The organism is Methylibium sp. T29 (assembly GCF_000576205.1).
Taxonomy (GTDB): Bacteria; Pseudomonadota; Gammaproteobacteria; order Burkholderiales; family Burkholderiaceae_C; genus Methylibium; species Methylibium petroleiphilum.
Map to the genome: position 1 here is coordinate 1 of NZ_AZND01000003.1, position 15744 is coordinate 15744.

The window sequence follows — 15744 nt, forward strand, 5'->3', positions numbered from 1 at the left end:
GCCCGTGCTCCTCGGCGGCCCCGCCGACCGTGCGGCCGCAGCCCGCATCGCGTCCGGCGTGCCCGGCCTGGTCGATCTGGCCGGCGCCCTGAAACTCGACGAAACGGTGGCCGCGATCGAGGGCGCAACGCTGCTGATCGGTGTCGACACCGGGCTCACGCACATGGGCACCGCGCTCGAGGTCCCGACCGTCGCGCTGTTCGGATCGACCTGCCCTTACCGCGACCCGAGGACGTCGCGCAGCGTGGTGCTCTACGCGCAACTCGATTGCTCGCCCTGCCAGCGCCACCCGACCTGCGACGGCCGCTACGACTGCATGCGCGCCTTCGAGGTCGACCGCGTGTTCGCCGAAGCCTCGCGCCTGCTGGAGCCGGTGGCATGAAGAGCCTGCACGTCGAGGCCGGCCGGCATCTCTACGGCGGGGCGTTGCAGGTGGTGTTCCTGCTGCAAGGCCTGAAAGCCCGCGGCGAACCGGCCGTGCTGGTCTGCCCGCAAGGCAGTGCGATCGCCGAGGCGGCGCGCCCGCATGCGCTGCGGGTGCACGAGATCGCCATGAAGGGCGACGCCGACTTCGGCATGGTCGGGCGCCTGCGGGCACTGATCCGCGCGGAACGCCCCGACGTCGTGCACCTGCACAGCCGGCGCGGCAGCGACCTGTGGGGCGGCCTGGCGGCCCGCCGCGAAGGCGTGCCGGCCGTCCTGAGCCGCCGGGTCGACAACCCCGAACCGCGCTGGTGGGTGAAACGCAAGTACCGCCTCTACGCACGCGTGATCGCGATCTCCGAGGGCATCCGCCAGGTGCTGCTGGGCGAAGGCCTGTCGGCCGGCCAGGTGGTGTGCGTGCACAGCGCGGTCGACACCGGGCGCTACCGCCCCGAACCGGCCGAGCGCGCCTGGCTGCGCGCGGAATTCGGCCTGGCCGACGACGAGAGCACGCTCGCGATGGCGGCGCAATTCATCCCGCGCAAGGGCCACCGCACGCTGCTGACCGCGCTGCCGGCCGTGCTGGCGGCGCACCCGCGCACCCGCACACTGCTGTTCGGGCAGGGTCCGGAACTGCCGGCCATCCAGCAACTGGTGCGCGAGGCCGGCCTCGGCGAGCGCGTGCTGTTCCCCGGCTTCCGACGGGATCTGGAGCGGGTGCTGCCGTGCATCGACGTGATGGTGCATCCGGCCGAGATGGAGGGTCTGGGTGTTGCGCTGCTGCAGGCAGCGGCCTGCGGCCTGCCGATCGTGGCCGGACGCGCTGGCGGCATCCCGGAGATCGTGCGGCCGGGCCTGAACGGCGAGTTGATCGAACCCGGGGACGCCGCGGCGCTGGCGCAGCACCTGACGAACCTGCTCGGCGACCCCGCGCTGCGGGCTCGCTATGGTGCGGCGGGACGGCAGCTGGTGCTGGACGAATTTTCGGTGGATGCGATGGTGGAGGGCAACCTGGCCGTGTACCGCGCCTGCGTCGGGGCGGTGGCCGGGTGATCGACAATCCCGCCGTCCAGACTCGGCGCCACCCGCCCCTCGGAGCTTCCCGATGAACCAGCACCGGATTCCCGTCTACCGCCCCGACCTCGGCGGGAACGTCAAAGCCTATGTCAACGAGTGCATCGACTCGTCGTGGATCTCCTCGCGCGGCCGCTTCGTCGGGGAGTTCGAGTCGGCCTTCGCGGCGTACATCGGGGTCGAGCACGCCGCCTCCGTCTGCAACGGCACGGTCGCCCTGCACCTGGCGCTGCTGGCGCTGGGCATCGGGCCGGGCGACGAGGTCATCGTCCCCACGCTCACCTACATCGCGCCGGTCAACGCCATCGCGTACACCGGCGCCACGCCCGTCTTCGTGGATTCGCTGCGCAGCAGCTGGCAGATGGACCCGGAGGATGTGCAGCGCCACATCACGCCGCGCACGCGCGCGATCCTCGCGGTCCATCTCTACGGTCAGACCTGCGACATGGCCGCGCTGGCCGCGATCGCGCACGAGCACCGCCTGTTCCTCGTGGAGGACTGCGCGGAGGCCTTCGGGTCGACGTACGCCGGCCGGCACGCCGGGACCTTCGGCGACATCGCCACGTTCAGCTTCTTCGGCAACAAGACCATCACGACCGGCGAGGGCGGCATGGTGGTCACGAACGACAAGACCCTGAACGAACGCGCGCGCCACTTCAAGGGCCAGGGCCTGGCCGCGCACCGCGAGTACTGGCACGACGTGGTCGGCTACAACTACCGCATGACGAACATCGCCGCAGCCATCGGCCTCGCGCAACTGGAGCGGGCCGACGAGATCATCGCGCGCAAGCGGGATCTGGCCCTGCAGTACGCGCGTCGTCTTGCCGGCCTGCCGATCGAACTGCACGCCGAGGCACCCGACACGCGGCACAGCTACTGGATGGTGTCGATCCTGGCCGACCGCGCCGAAGCGCGCGAGCCGCTGCGCAACGCCCTCGCCGAGGCGGGCATCGAGACCCGACCGCTGTTCTATCCGGTGCACACGATGCCGATGTACGCCCGCAGCTACCGCAAGCACCCGGTGGCGGAAGACCTGGCGTGGCGCGGCATCAACCTGCCGAGCTGGCCCGGCCTGAGCTGCGAGCAGATCGACCACATCGCCCACACGATCGCGAGCTTCTGTTCCAGGTCGGCATGAATTCGCGTCTGTACATCCTCGGAACCGGCGGCTACGCGAAGGAGGTCGCCCAGCTCGCGCACGCCGTGATGCAGGCGACGGGTCCCTGGAAGGAGATCGCCTTCCTCGGCGAAGGCGAGGCCGATGCGAGAACCGCCATGCCGTTCGGCCAGGTCGTCGGGACGGACGAGCTCCTGCTCGATGCCCGGCACGACCTGGATGTCGTGATCGGCATCGGCTCGCCACGGATCCGCCAGGCGCTGGCGACGCGGCTGTCGAGCCTGACGCATCTTCGCTTCCCGAACCTGTTCCACCCCCGCATGACGGTCAGCCCCGAGTACCTGAAGTGCGGCGTGGGCAACCTGTTCCATGCCGGCAGTGCAGTGGAGTGCGATGTCGTTCTCGGTGATTTCAATGTCTTCAACCTCAACACCACGATCGGCCACGACTCGGTGATCGGTTCCTGCAACGTGTTCAACCCCGGATGCAATGTGTCTGGCAACGTCAGGGTGGGCGACGGCTGCCTGGCCGGCACAGGTTGCCAGGTGCTCGAGAAACTGAGCGTGGCGTCCAGGACCACGCTGGGCGCCGGCTCGGTCCTGGTCCGGTCGGTCGACGCGGAGGACGGCGTCTATGTCGGCGTTCCCGCCCGGCGGCGCCGATGAGGCCGGCCGCGGTCGCCGCACGACGGCTGCGTGACCCATGCTGAAGCTGGGTCTGCTCGGCCATGGCTTCGTCCGGTGGACGGGCGGCCAGGACTTTCTCAGGCTGGTCACGGCCAGCCTGGCGGCCACCGGTGTACCGCTGGAGTTGCATGCGCTGCTGCCCGAGCCCCGGCGCCGCTTCCACGAGCGCGGCTGGGCCGGCGCCCTGTGGCGAAGCGGCCGCCAATGGCTGGGCCACCCGCTGCCCGCGCCGCCCTCGCCGCCGGCGAGCCCTTGGAGCGGCTTTTCTCCGGCCATGGCGTGGACGTGCAGGTGCACCGCATCGAGGCCGGACATGCCGCCATCGCGCGGGCCTCGCAACGGCTCGGCCTGCAGGCCCTGCTGCCGGCCGACTCGGCGCTCAAGCCGGTGGTGCGGGTGCCTGGGTCGGCTACATCTACGACTTCCAGCACCGCCATCTTCCGCAGTACTTCACGGCGGACGAGTCGGCCTCGCGCGACCGACGGTTCAGGTCCACGCTGTCCCGTGCGCCGAGCGTCATCGTCAACGCGCGGGACGTCGCCGCGGACATCGAGCGCTACTGCCCCGGACATGCCGCGCGGGTGTTCCCCCTGCCGTTCGGGGCGGCGCCGGCCGCCCACTGGTTCGCGCTCGATTCGAGCGCGACGCGATCCCGCTATGGCATCGCCGGCGCCTACTTCATCATCAGCAGCCAGTTCTGGCAGCACAAGGACCACCTGACCGCATTCCGTGCCTACGCCGAGATGGCGAAGGACCACCCTGGACTGACGCTCGTCTGCACCGGATCGACGGAGGATCACCGCGATCCGGCGTACTTCCCGGGCCTGCTGCAGTCGCTCGCATCACTGGGCATCAGCGAGCGGGTCCGGATACTCGGGCTGATCCCCAAGGACGACCAGATCTCGCTGCTCAAGGACGCGGTCGCGGTGATCCAGCCGACGCGCTTCGAAGGCGGGCCCGGCGGCGGTGCGGTGTACGACGCCGTGGCGCTCGGCGTGCGTTCGATCCTCTCCGACATCCCGGTCAACCTCGAGATTGCCGAGGAAGGGGTCAGCTACTTTCCAACAGGCGACGCGGCGTCGCTGGCCGATCGGATGCGCGCCGCCCTCGCGACGCCGTATGTCCGCCCGTCGGCGCAACGTCTCGTCGAGAGCGGACAGAAGCGCCGGAGCCTGTGCGGGTCGACCCTGCTCGAATCCATCGAATTCGCGCGGCGCCAGCAGCGCCTGCGAGCCTAGGCTGCGAGACCATGAACACCCCTCCCGAACTGCCCGCGCGGCTGACCCCTGCCCGGCTGCCGCCCCACTGGCCCGGCGCCGCGGTCCCATCGGCCGCCGCTCGCCCCGCGGACCCGCCGCGCATCACCGTCGTCACACCCTCCTACAACCAGGCCGCCTTCCTCGAATCCACCATCCGCTCGGTGCTGGAGCAGGGCTATCCGGCGCTCGACTACCACGTGATCGACGGCGGCAGCACCGACGGCTCGGTCGACATCCTGCGGCACTACGCGCCGTGGCTGACCAGCTGGGTGTCGGAGCGCGACCGTGGCCAGGTCGATGCCCTCCTCAAGGGCCTGGCGCGCGCCGATGGCGAGTGGTTCAACTGGATCAACTCGGACGACCTGCTGGCCCCCGGCGCGCTGTGGGAGGTGGCCCGCGTGCGCGACGCCGACCTGTTCGGCGGCTGCACGCAGAACTTCAGCGAGCACCGGCTCGACCGCCTGCGCACCAGCCGCGCACTGACGGCACGCGACCTGGTGCGCCTGCCGATCGAGTCGCGCACGCGCTGGCACCAGCCGGGCATCTGGTACCGCACCGCGGCGCTGCGCGAGACCGGCATCGATGCCACGCTGCACTACCGCTTCGACCTCGATCTGCTGATCCGCTACACGCAGCGCTTTCCTCGCGTGCAATACAGCGATCGCACGCTGGCGTGGTTCCGGCTGCACGGCGCCTCCAAGTCGCTCGCCGACGCCGAGCGCTTCAGTGACGAGCACCAGGCGCTGCTGTCGCGCCTGCTCGACGACCCGGCCCTGCAGGCCCTGCACGCGGACACCCGCGACGCCCTCGCGGCGCTGCAGTGGCGCAAGACGCTACGTGCGCTGCAGGACGACCACTCGCGCCCCCGGACGACCCGCCTGCTGGCGCTGTGGCGTGCAGCGCGGCAGGTGCCTGGGGCCTGGCGCATCAACGCGACCTATGACACGCTGGGCCGCCTGCTGCGGCCACTCCGCGGCTAGGGCCGGGCCGCGGCCTGCTGCAGCCGTTGCCGGACCAGCGGCACCAGCGGCTCGACGGGCCAGCGACGGCTGGCCTGCAGCAGCACGAAGCGCGCCGCCGGATCGTCGAACGCCGCCTCGACCAGCGCGGCCGCCTGGTCGCGCTGCTGCTGCGTGATCACGAAGCGGGTGGCGGTGTTCGCCGCACTCTCGAAGTGGCGGCGGCCCCGCTCGATGAACTGCGCATACGCACCGTAGAGCGTGAACTCCGACAGCTCGCCGGGCCGCTGGCCCAGCAGGCTGCGCCACCACGGGCGCCCGCCATGCACCTGGGCCAGGTAGGCGTGCAGGCCGCGCGCGGTGTCGCGGTGGAACACGAACGGCCAGGCCACGAAGTTCACCGGGCGCACCGTCTCGGCCGGCAGCGCCAACATGCGCGCCGCGGCATCGGCCCAGTGCGCGAAGGTGGGCTGGTACTCGATCATCAACGCCGCCCGGTCGTCGTGCAGATAGTGCTCGGCGCGCAGCGGCACGGTGGGCAGCACGTCGGAGTCGAGCGCGACATAGGCCGTATGCGGCCCGATCGCCGGCACGGCGAGCTTGACGATCTGCTGCACGTGCCATCCATCGCTCGCCGCGTCCGGAAACCAGCCGAAGCGCTTGGCCAGGCTGCGACGCAGCTTGCGGTAGCTGTCGGGCCAGCCCGACAGGCGCCGTCGCGTGGCCTCGACCTCGGCGGGCAGCACCTCGGCCGAGGCGATCCACTCGACCGGGTGGCGCCCAGCGCATTGCGGAACAGCGGCAGGTCCTCGGTCTGCACCACCGCGAGGTGCGGCCAGTCGCAGCCGAGGGCCTCGAGCGCCTCGCGCAGCAGGCCGAAGCGCTGCAGGTCGGCGCGGTAGGTCGGCGTCAGCAGCGCGACGCGCGGCGGGGCCTCCGTCATGGCGCCGGCGGCGGCCTGCTCGGTGGCGTTGCCGCATCCGCCTCCAGCGCCCACAGCGCCGCGTACTTGTGGAATGCGTACTGCCCGAGGATCACGGCCATCAGGAAGCCCCGGCTGCCGTCGAGGAAGCCGCCACGCAGCAGGTACTGCTGTAGGAAGTCGGTCCCGAAGCGCAGCGCCGCATAAGCCAGGTTGCCGCGCTGGCCCTTGGCGAACTTCTGCCCGGCGAGCAGGCAGCCGTACTTCAGGTGCTTCTCCTGCACGTGCTGGTAGCTGCGCCACGAGTAATGCTCCAGCGGCGCCTTCAGCACACGGTCCTTGCGGCGCGGCATCAGCAGCGACTCGTGCACCTGGTGGTCGCGGTAGCGCACACCCTCGCGCAGGAAGAGCTTGGCCTGCGGCGAGGTGTAGCGGCCGTGCTTCAGCGGGCGGCCGAAGAAGTAGGTCTTCCACGGCATCTTGAGCACGGTGAAATCGCGCCCCGGCTCGTCGAGCACGCGGTCGATCTCGTCGCGCAGTTCGGGCGTCACCACTTCGTCGGCATCGATCGACAGCACCCACTCGCCGCTGCAGTGGTCGAGCGCGCGGTTGCGCTGCGGGCCGTAGCCCGGCCAGTCGGTGACCCAGAGCTTGTCCGTGTAGCGGCGCACGATGTCGGTCGTGCCGTCGGTGCTGCCGCTGTCGAGAACGACGATCTCGCTCGCCCAGCCGGCCACCGACTGCAGGCAGGCCTCGATCCGGTCGGCCTCGTCGCGGACGATCATCATGACCGAGAGGGTCGTGCGGCGGCTGGAACGGGGCAGCATGGCGGGGGCGGAGTCGCGTCGGCCCGGATGATAGGCGCTCGTGCCGCCGCGGCCGGCCGTAGGCAGCGCCCGCGCGCGACACGCGCTACCCTCCGCGCATGACCTCGTCCTCCTCGTCCACCGCTCCCGGCCTGCGCGAGTCCCGCGTCCTGCGCGTGCCGGTTCGCAGCCTGCATTACCAGGTGCATGCCTGGGGCGATGCCTCGCTCGTCGCCCCCGAGCGCCCGCCGCTGGTGCTGCTGCACGGCTGGATGGACGTCGGAGCGTCGTTCCAGTTCCTGGTCGATGCGCTCGCCACGCCGCGCCTCGTGCTCGCGCCCGACTGGCGCGGCTTCGGCGGCAGCCTGGCGCCGACGGGCACCGACAGCTACTGGTTCGCCGACTACCTGGCCGACCTGGACGCGCTGCTCGATCACTTCGCCCCCGACCAGCCGGTCGACCTGCTGGGCCACAGCATGGGCGGCAACATCGTGATGCTCTACGCCGGCGTGCGGCCCGCGCGCATCCGCCGACTGATCAATCTCGAGGGCTTCGGCATGCCGCGCAGCGTGCCGGCCCAGGCGCCCGGTCGCTACGCGAGATGGCTCGACGAACTGAAGGCGCCGCAGCGCCTGCGCGATTACGCCAGCCTCGACGAGGTCGCACGCCGACTGCGCCAGAACAACCCACGGCTCACCGCGGAACGCGCCTCCTGGCTGGCGCCGCACTGGGCGCGCCAGACGACGGCAGGACGCTGGGAGATCCAGGGCGACCCGGCGCACAAGCGCAGCAACCCGCTGCTCTACCGCGTCGACGAGGTGCTGGCCTGCTGGGCCCGCATCACGGCGCCGCTGCTGTGGGTGGAGGGGCGGCAGACCGACGTCGCCAAGTGGTGGGGCACCAGCTACCCGCGCAGCGATTTCGAGGAGCGCCTGGCCTCGATCGCCTCCACGGTGTCGATCGAGCGGGTGATGCTGGAGGACGCCGGGCACATGCTGCATCACGATCAGCCGGAGCGGTTGTCGGCGCACATCGAGCGTTTCCTTTCGGCTCCGTGAGCTGCATGCGGGGCGGTGGGGCGGTGGAGCGCGCATGGCGGGGTGCGGGTGGGCGACAGCGCGCATCGGGTACCCCGCTAAGCGATGGCGCCCGCCCGCACCCCGCCATGCAGGCACCGCCCGTGCTTCTCCACAGCGCATACCGCGATGGTGCCCGCGAGGATGAGGGCGGGCCCGGCGAAGCGCATCGGGTACCCCCGCTAAGCGCAGCCGGGCCCGCCCTCATCCTCGCCCGCTCCGAGCTCAAGAGGCAGCATGAGAAAATCCATCGATCAGCGGCCCGCAACCGCCGCGTCCCGAACACGAAGGAAACCCCATGGACATCGAACACATCAACGCCCTCGGCAACCAACTGGCTGACCTGCGCGAACGCACGGCCCAGCTCCGGGGGTATCTTTGACTACGATGAAAAGTCACGCCGCCTGAGCGAGGTCAACGCCGCGCTCGAGGATCCGACGGTCTGGAACGACCCGAAGAACGCCCAGGCCCTGGGCCGGGAGAAGAAGTCGCTCGAGACGGTGGTCGACACCATCGCATCGCTGGAGCGCAACCTCGCCGACAACGCCGAGCTCTACGAGATGAGCAAGGAAGAAGGCGACGAGGACGGCCTGCGCGCCATCGAGGCCGAGACGCTGGGGCTGGCCGCGCAGGTGGAGCAGCTCGAGTTCCGCCGCATGTTCAGCAACCCCGCCGACCCGAGCAACTGCTTCATCGACATCCAGGCCGGCGCCGGCGGCACCGAGGCCTGCGACTGGGCCAGCATGCTGCTGCGCCAGTACCTCAAGTACTGCGAACGCAAGGGCTTCAAGGCCACCATCGAGGACGAGACCGAGGGCGACACCGCCGGCATCAAGAGCGCGACGATCAAGGTCGAGGGCGACTACGCCTTCGGCCACCTGCGCACCGAGACCGGCGTGCACCGCCTGGTGCGCAAGAGCCCGTTCGATTCCTCGGGCGGGCGCCACACCAGCTTCGCGTCCCTGTTCGTCTACCCGGAGGTCGACGACTCGATCGAGATCGAGATCAACCCGGCCGACGTCCGGACCGACACCTTCCGCGCCAGCGGTGCGGGCGGTCAGCACATCAACAAGACCGACTCGGCGGTGCGGTTGACGCACATCCCGACCGGCATCGTCGTGCAGTGCCAGGACGGCCGCAGCCAGCACAGCAACCGCGACGTGGCCTGGAAGCGGCTGCGCTCGCGCCTCTACGACCACGAGATGCGCAAGCGCCAGGAAGAGCAGCAGAAGCTGGAAGACACCAAGACCGACGTCGGCTGGGGCCACCAGATCCGTTCCTACGTGCTGGACAACAGCCGCATCAAGGACCTGCGCACCAACGTCGAGATCTCCAACACGCAGAAGGTGCTTGATGGCGACCTGGACGCCTTCATCGAGGCCAGCCTGAAGCAGGGCGTCTGAGGCCCCACCCCGCTCGACCCCACGAAGTTCCCCTGGAGACACCGCACATGCGCGAAGGCACCGCTCCCCTCGTCCGCCGCGAGGACTACAGCGCCCCGGCCTACTGGATCCGCAGCGTCGACCTCACGTTCGACCTGGACCCGCAGAAGACGCTGGTCATCAACCGCATGGAGGTCGAGCGCAACCCCGACCTGCCGACGCAGCCGCTGCGCCTGGACGGCGAGGACATCAACCTCACGCGGGTGCTGGTCAACGGCGAGAGCATCTCCTTCCGCGTCGAAGGCGCGCAACTGGTGCTCGACGGCCTGCCGGACGGCCGCTTCACGCTCGAGCTGCGCAACACCTGCGCACCGGCAAAGAACACCCAGCTGTCGGGCCTGTACACCTCCGGCGGCGGTTTCTTCACGCAGTGCGAGGCGCAGGGCTTCCGCCGCATCACCTACTTCCTCGACCGGCCCGACGTGATGGCGGTCTACACCGTCACGCTGAAGGCCGATGCCAAGGCCTACCCGGTGCTGCTGTCGAACGGCAACCTCGTGGAGCAGGCCGAACTCGACGGCGGCAAGCACTGCGCGAAGTGGCACGACCCCTTCCCGAAGCCGAGCTACCTGTTCGCGCTGGTCGCGGCCGATCTGGTGATGCGCGAGCAGAAGATCCGCAGCCGTTCCGGCAAGGACCACCTGCTACAGGTCTATGTGCGCGCCGGCGACCTCGACAAGACCGAGCACGCGATGAACTCGCTGATCGCCTCGGTGGCCTGGGACGAGGCGCGCTTCGGCCTGTCGCTCGACCTGGAGCGCTTCATGATCGTCGCGGTCAGCGACTTCAACATGGGCGCGATGGAGAACAAGGGCCTGAACATCTTCAACACGAAGTTCGTGCTGGCCAGTGCCGCCACAGCGACCGACTTCGATTTCGCGCACGTCGAGAGCGTGGTCGGCCACGAGTACTTCCATAACTGGACCGGCAACCGCGTGACCTGCCGCGACTGGTTCCAGCTGTCGCTGAAGGAAGGGCTCACGGTCTTCCGCGACCAGGAGTTCAGCATGGACATGGCGGGCGCCGCCAGCGCCCGCGCCGTGCAGCGCATCCAGGACGTGCGCCTGCTGCGCCAGGTGCAGTTCTCCGAGGATGCCGGCCCGATGGCGCACCCGGTGCGGCCCGACCAGTACCAGGCGATCGACAACTTCTACACCGCTACCGTCTATGAAAAGGGCGCCGAGGTGGTGCGGATGATGCACACGCTGGTTGGTCGCGACGGTTTCGCCGCCGGCATGAAGCGCTACTTCGAGCGCCACGACGGCCAGGCCGTGACCTGCGACGATTTCGCGCAGGCGATCGCCGACGCCAACCCCGGCAGCGCGCTGGCAGGGCGGCTGGACGCCTTCAAGCGCTGGTACGCGCAGGCCGGTACGCCGCAGCTCGCCGCGCGCGGCCGCTACGACGCCGAAACCCGCCGCTACACGCTCGAACTCACGCAGCGCGGCCTGCCCACGCCGGGCCAGCCCGACAAGCAGCCGTGGGTGATTCCGGTCGCGATCGGCCTGGTGGCCGCCGACGACGGCCGGGCGCTGCCGCTGCAGCTCGAGTCCGAACCGGCCGCGGGCGGCACCGACCGCGTGCTGGTGCTCGACCAGCCGAGCGCCGCCTTCACCTTCGTCGGCGTCGAGTCCGAACCCGTGCCCTCGCTGCTGCGCGGCTTCTCGTCGCCCGTGGTCCTGGATGCCGCGCTGACGGACGCCCAACTGCTGGTGCTGCTGGCCCACGACGGCGACGCCTTCAACCGCTGGGAGGCCGGCCAGCAAATCGCGTTGCGCCGCCTGCTCGCGGCGGCCCAGCGGCCGGACGACGGCACGCCGGTGCTCGACGAACCCTTCGTGGCGGCAATGCGCAGCCTGCTGCGCGACCCCTCGCTCGATGCCGCCTTCAAGGAGCTCGCGCTCACGCTGCCGACCGAAACCTATGTGGGCGAGCGGCTGGGCGCGGAGATCGACCCGCAGCGTGTGCATGCGGTGCGCGAGGCCGCACGCCTGCAGCTCGCGCAGGCGCTGCGCGACGACTGGGCCTGGGCCTACGAGCACCACCAGCCCGCGGGCGGCTACTCGCCCGACGCACACAGCGCCGGCCAGCGCGCGCTGGCTAACCTGGCGCTGGCGATGCTGGTGCTCGACGCCACCACCAGCGGCGACACCGTCTGGCCCGGCCGGGCCTACCAGCGCTTCAAGGACGCCGGCAACATGACCGACCGCTTCGGCGCGCTGTCGGCTCTGGTGAACGCGCACGCCGAGCTGGCGGTGCCGGCGTTGGAGCGCTTTCACGCGCTGTTCAAGGGCGAGGCGCTGGTGATCGACAAGTGGTTCGCGCTGCAGGCCGGCGCGAGCGAGCCGGTCGGCGAGCACGCCGGCCGCGTGTTCACGCGGGCCAAGGCCCTGCTGCAGCATGCCGACTTCTCGCTGCGCAACCCGAACCGGGCGCGCAGCGTGCTGGCGGCGCTGTTCCTCAACAACCCGGCCGCCTTCCACCGCCGCGACGCCGCCGGCTACGTGTTCTGGGCCGAGCGCGTGTGCGAGGTCGACGCCATCAACCCGCAGCTCGCCTCGCGGCTGGCGCGCGCACTTGACCGCTGGCGTGCGCTGGCCGAGCCTTACCGCAGCGCCGCGCGCGAGGCGATCGCCCGCGTGGCGGCCAAGCCGGAGCTGTCCGAGGACACGCGCGAGATCGTCACGCGCGCGCTGCAGGACTGACCTCCCCTGCTCCTCCCCCTCCTCTCTCACGTCCGAAGGAACCCCGAGATGACCCGACGCATCAGCCTCACGCAATACCTGGTGGAGGAGCAGCGCGAGCGCGGCCGCATTCCGGCGCAGTTGCGCCTGCTGCTGGAAGTGGTGGCGCGCGCCTGCAAGAGCATCGCGATCAGCGTCAACAAGGGCGCGCTGGGGGGCGTGCTCGGCAGCGCCGGCAGCGAGAACGTGCAGGGCGAAGTGCAGAAGAAGCTCGACATCATCGCCAACGAGGTGCTGATCGAGGCCAACGAATGGGGCGGCGCGCTCGCGGCCATGGCCAGCGAGGAGATGGACAGCATCTACGTCGTGCCCAACCGCTACCCCCAGGGCGAATACCTGCTGCTGTTCGACCCGCTCGACGGCTCGAGCAACATCGACGTCAACGTCAGCATCGGCACCATCTTCTCGGTACTGAAGAAGCAGAGCGATACCCCGGGCGTCAGCACCCAGGATTTCCTGCAGCCCGGCAGCGCCCAAGTGGCCGCCGGCTACTGCGTCTACGGCCCGCAGACCACGCTGGTACTGACCGTCGGCGACGGCGTCGCGATGTTCACGCTCGACCGCGAGCAGGCTCGTGGGTGCTGACCACCGACGAGGTGCGCATCCCCGAGGACACCAGGGAGTTCGCGGTCAACATGAGCAACCAGCGGCATTGGGCGCCGCCGATGCAACGCTACATCGACGAATGCCTGCAGGGCAAGGACGGCCCGCGCGGCAAGGACTTCAACATGCGCTGGGTCGCCAGCATGGTGGCCGACGTGCACCGCATCCTGTGCCGCGGCGGCGTCTTCATGTACCCCTGGGACAAGCGCGAGCCGGCCAAGGCCGGCAAACTGCGGCTGATGTACGAGGCCAACCCGATGGGCTTCATCGTCGAGCAGGCCGGCGGCGCGGCCACCAACGGCAAGCAGCGCGTGCTCGACCTGCAGCCGAGCCAGCTGCACGAGCGCGTCAGCGTGATCCTGGGCTCGAAGAACGAGGTCGAGCGCGCGAGCGCCTACCATCGCGAAGCGGGCTGACAGCGGCGGCCGCGACGTCACCACCGCGGAGGACGAGTCGATGGCAAAGCAGAAGAGAAACGCGTTCTATGCCCAGTCGGGCGGCGTGACGGCGGTCATCAATGCCTCGGCCTGCGGCGTGATCGAGACGGCGCGCCGCCACAAGGACCGCATTGGCAAGGTCTATGCCGGCCGCGACGGCATCATCGGTGCGCTGACCGAGGACCTGATCGACACCGGCAAAGAGTCGGCCACGGCGATCGCCGCGCTGCGCTCCACGCCGTCGGGCGCGTTCGGCTCCTGCCGCTACAAGCTCAAGTCGCTCGAGGCGAACCGGCGCGAGTACGAACGCCTGATCGAGGTGTTCCGCGCGCACGACATCGGCTACTTCTTCTACAACGGTGGCGGCGACTCGGCCGACACCTGCTTCAAGGTCAGCCAGCTGTCGGAGGCCATGGGCTACCCGCTGCAGGCGATCCACGTGCCCAAGACCATCGACAACGACCTCGCCTTCACCGACTGCTGCCCCGGCTTCGGCTCGGTGGCCAAGTACGTCGCGGTGTCGACGCTCGAGGCCTCGTTCGACGTGCGCTCGATGGCCAAGACCTCGACCAAGGTGTTCGTCGTCGAGGTCATGGGCCGCCATGCAGGCTGGATCGCCGCGGCCGCCGGCCTGGTCGAGGAGCAGGGCATCCCGGTGGTGATCCTGTTTCCCGAGATCGTGTTCGACGAGCCGAAATTCCTTGCCCGCGTCGACCAGCTCGTCCGGCAGCACGGCTACTGCACCGTGGTGGTGTCCGAAGGGTGCCACCACGCGGACGGCAGCTTCCTCGCCGAGCAGGGCGCGCGCGACGCCTTCGGCCACGCGCAGCTCGGCGGCGCAGCGCCGGTGGTGGCCAACCTCATCAAGCAGGCACTCGGCCACAAGTTCCACTGGGCCGTGGCCGACTACCTGCAGCGCTCGGCGCGCCACATCGCGTCGAAGACCGACGTGACCCAGGCCTACGCGCTGGGGCGAAAGGCGGTCGAGCTCGCGCTGCAGGGCCACAACGCGGTGATGCCGACGATCGAGCGCCTGGCCGATGCGCCGTACAAGTACCGCATCGGCATGGCGCCGCTGGCGAAGGTGGCCAACGTCGAGAAGTTCATGCCGCGCGACTTCATCACCAAGGACGGCTTCGGCATCACCGAGAAGTGCCGCCGCTACCTGCGACCACTGATCCAGGGCGAGGACTATCCGCGTTTCACCAACGGCCTGCCGCGCTACGTGAGCCTGAAGAACGTGGCGGTGCCGAAAAGGCTGGCTGTCTTCGACCTGAAGTAGTGCCACGCCATCGGCTAGAATCTGCGTTTTCCCGGAGCGGCATCAACGCTCCGAGGGTCTGAAAAGACCTTGCCGGTGTAGCTCAGTTGGTAGAGCAGCGCATTCGTAATGCGAAGGTCGGGAGTTCGACTCTCTTCACCGGCACCAAGTTTCGAGAGCTCGGCGCGGACTGTCCTCGTTCCTGGACGCCGTGCAGCCTGCAGCCGACTTGCCATGGACTCGCTTGACCAAATAGACCGAGCGATCGCTGATCGTCTGTGAGCGGCCCTGGCGATCGACCACGGCGTATTCGTTCAGGAACTCCACCGCATCGGCATCGTAGCCTCGGCGCTCATACAGCGCACGCGCACGGGGGTTGCCGTGACTGACGCCCAGGCCGATGGCCTCGCAGCCACGGGCGGCCGCCAGCGACTCCATCTCGTCCATCAGCCGCGAGCCCACCCCAGGGACCGGTAGCGCAACGGGACGAACAGGCGATAGATCTCGGGGATATCGCGCCAGCGCTGCGTGATCTGCGGCGCATGCTGGCGACGCCATCCGACGAAGCCGATGCCGATCGGAACGCCGCGATACCACGCCACCAGGATGTCGAGATCACCGCCAGCCTGCTCCTGCAAGCTCGACGAGTACGGCGACACCAGCGGGGCCGGAATCGCTCGCTGCACGGCATCGACCTCGGCAGCACTCAGTCTGCGGATGGCGATGTCGTGGATCGCGCGCCGCGGGACCCAGCGCTGCCATACCCGTTCGACCAGCCCCTTGACCTGCTTCACCCAGCGCCGCATTGCTTCGTCATGACGACGACCCTCTCGCGGACGGTCTGTCGGTCGGAAAGTTGTTCTCGCCGTGGTGGAGTCCATTTCGTCGCGATTGTTCCTTTTCGACGACCCGATCGGCGCAGAGCAGAAAGCAAC

The 15744-nt window shown here is 69.6% G+C and carries 14 protein-coding genes, 1 tRNA gene and 1 pseudogene; 12 read left to right on the plus strand and 4 right to left on the minus strand.

Annotated features, from left to right (window positions below):
- From x551_RS00885 to x551_RS23135, 6 genes are all read left to right on the plus strand, one after another.
- Positions 1-382, plus strand: a 382-nt coding sequence (locus x551_RS00885) for a glycosyltransferase family 9 protein (RefSeq protein WP_036247307.1), incomplete at its 5' end; no start/stop codon positions are given.
- On the plus strand, positions 379-1476 hold the full coding sequence (locus x551_RS00890; protein WP_036230461.1) for a glycosyltransferase: 1098 nt from the start codon (positions 379-381) through the stop codon (positions 1474-1476). The genes x551_RS00885 and x551_RS00890, both read left to right, overlap by 4 nt.
- A gap of 52 nt (positions 1477-1528) precedes the next feature.
- Positions 1529-2635 (plus strand): DegT/DnrJ/EryC1/StrS aminotransferase family protein, encoded by a 1107-nt coding sequence (locus x551_RS00895; protein ID WP_036230462.1) that lies wholly within the window; start codon positions 1529-1531, stop codon positions 2633-2635.
- Positions 2632-3279: an acetyltransferase gene (locus tag x551_RS00900; protein ID WP_036230464.1), complete on the plus strand. Its 648-nt coding sequence runs from the start codon at positions 2632-2634 to the stop codon at positions 3277-3279. The genes x551_RS00895 and x551_RS00900 overlap by 4 nt, the downstream gene beginning before the upstream one ends.
- 602 nt (positions 3280-3881) lie before the next feature.
- The gene (locus x551_RS25695) at positions 3882-4538 is read left to right on the plus strand and encodes a glycosyltransferase (RefSeq protein WP_051495581.1); all 657 of its coding nucleotides are present in this window, start codon (positions 3882-3884) and stop codon (positions 4536-4538) included.
- 11 nt (positions 4539-4549) lie between these two features.
- Positions 4550-5539, plus strand: a complete 990-nt coding sequence (locus tag x551_RS23135; protein ID WP_051495582.1) for a glycosyltransferase family 2 protein — start codon at positions 4550-4552, stop codon at positions 5537-5539.
- Here x551_RS23135 and x551_RS00915 read toward each other — a convergent pair.
- Positions 5536-6264, minus strand: a complete 729-nt coding sequence (locus x551_RS00915) for a DUF6492 family protein (protein WP_036247312.1) — start codon at positions 6262-6264, stop codon at positions 5536-5538. The genes x551_RS23135 and x551_RS00915 overlap by 4 nt on opposite strands.
- A gap of 193 nt (positions 6265-6457) precedes the next feature.
- Positions 6458-7267, minus strand: coding sequence for a glycosyltransferase family 2 protein (locus x551_RS00920; protein WP_036230470.1), 810 nt, complete (start codon positions 7265-7267; stop codon positions 6458-6460).
- Between the two features lie 98 nt (positions 7268-7365).
- On the opposite strand from x551_RS00920, the gene x551_RS00925 reads away from it, so the two are divergent.
- The 6 genes and pseudogenes from x551_RS00925 to x551_RS00955 all read left to right on the plus strand — a co-directional run bounded on the left by x551_RS00925 (position 7366) and on the right by x551_RS00955 (position 14977).
- Entirely contained in the window at positions 7366-8304 is a 939-nt protein-coding gene (locus x551_RS00925; protein ID WP_036230473.1) for an alpha/beta hydrolase, read from the plus strand.
- Between the two features lie 316 nt (positions 8305-8620).
- A protein-coding gene (prfB, locus tag x551_RS24890; RefSeq protein ID WP_129448243.1) for a peptide chain release factor 2 occupies positions 8621-9725 on the plus strand; the annotation gives its coding sequence in 2 pieces (ribosomal slippage) (positions 8621-8701 and positions 8703-9725; 1104 coding nt in all).
- A gap of 47 nt (positions 9726-9772) precedes the next feature.
- Positions 9773-12469: an aminopeptidase N gene (gene pepN, locus x551_RS00940; protein WP_036230476.1), complete on the plus strand. Its 2697-nt coding sequence runs from the start codon at positions 9773-9775 to the stop codon at positions 12467-12469.
- Positions 12470-12517: 48 nt separating this feature from the next.
- A pseudogene (locus x551_RS00945) lies at positions 12518-13527 on the plus strand (class 1 fructose-bisphosphatase).
- A 40-nt stretch (positions 13528-13567) separates the two neighbouring features.
- Positions 13568-14830 (plus strand): 6-phosphofructokinase, encoded by a 1263-nt coding sequence (locus x551_RS00950; protein WP_036230479.1) that lies wholly within the window; start codon positions 13568-13570, stop codon positions 14828-14830.
- 71 nt (positions 14831-14901) lie between these two features.
- Positions 14902-14977, plus strand: a tRNA-Thr gene (locus x551_RS00955).
- Here the strand turns inward: x551_RS00955 and x551_RS23930 are convergent.
- Positions 14966-15271 (minus strand): GNAT family N-acetyltransferase, encoded by a 306-nt coding sequence (locus tag x551_RS23930; protein WP_216701290.1) that lies wholly within the window; start codon positions 15269-15271, stop codon positions 14966-14968. The two genes, x551_RS00955 and x551_RS23930, sit on opposite strands and share 12 nt — an antisense overlap.
- Positions 15256-15603 (minus strand): hypothetical protein, encoded by a 348-nt coding sequence (locus tag x551_RS24895; protein WP_161727926.1) that lies wholly within the window; start codon positions 15601-15603, stop codon positions 15256-15258. The genes x551_RS23930 and x551_RS24895 overlap by 16 nt, the downstream gene beginning before the upstream one ends.
- Positions 15604-15744 lie beyond the last annotated feature (141 nt).

What these genes read in the sequence shown, in the direction of transcription:
- x551_RS00890 (WP_036230461.1), top strand. Translation starts at nt 379, where the DNA reads ATGAAGAGCCTGCACGTCGAGGCCGGCCGGCATCTCTACGGCGGGGCG.
- x551_RS00895 (WP_036230462.1), top strand. Translation starts at nt 1,529, where the DNA reads ATGAACCAGCACCGGATTCCCGTCTACCGCCCCGACCTCGGCGGGAAC.
- x551_RS00900 (WP_036230464.1), top strand. Translation starts at nt 2,632, where the DNA reads ATGAATTCGCGTCTGTACATCCTCGGAACCGGCGGCTACGCGAAGGAG.
- x551_RS23135 (WP_051495582.1), top strand. Translation starts at nt 4,550, where the DNA reads ATGAACACCCCTCCCGAACTGCCCGCGCGGCTGACCCCTGCCCGGCTG.
- x551_RS00920 (WP_036230470.1), bottom strand. Translation starts at nt 7,267, where the DNA reads ATGCTGCCCCGTTCCAGCCGCCGCACGACCCTCTCGGTCATGATGATC.
- x551_RS00925 (WP_036230473.1), top strand. Translation starts at nt 7,366, where the DNA reads ATGACCTCGTCCTCCTCGTCCACCGCTCCCGGCCTGCGCGAGTCCCGC.
- pepN (WP_036230476.1), top strand. Translation starts at nt 9,773, where the DNA reads ATGCGCGAAGGCACCGCTCCCCTCGTCCGCCGCGAGGACTACAGCGCC.
- x551_RS00950 (WP_036230479.1), top strand. Translation starts at nt 13,568, where the DNA reads ATGGCAAAGCAGAAGAGAAACGCGTTCTATGCCCAGTCGGGCGGCGTG.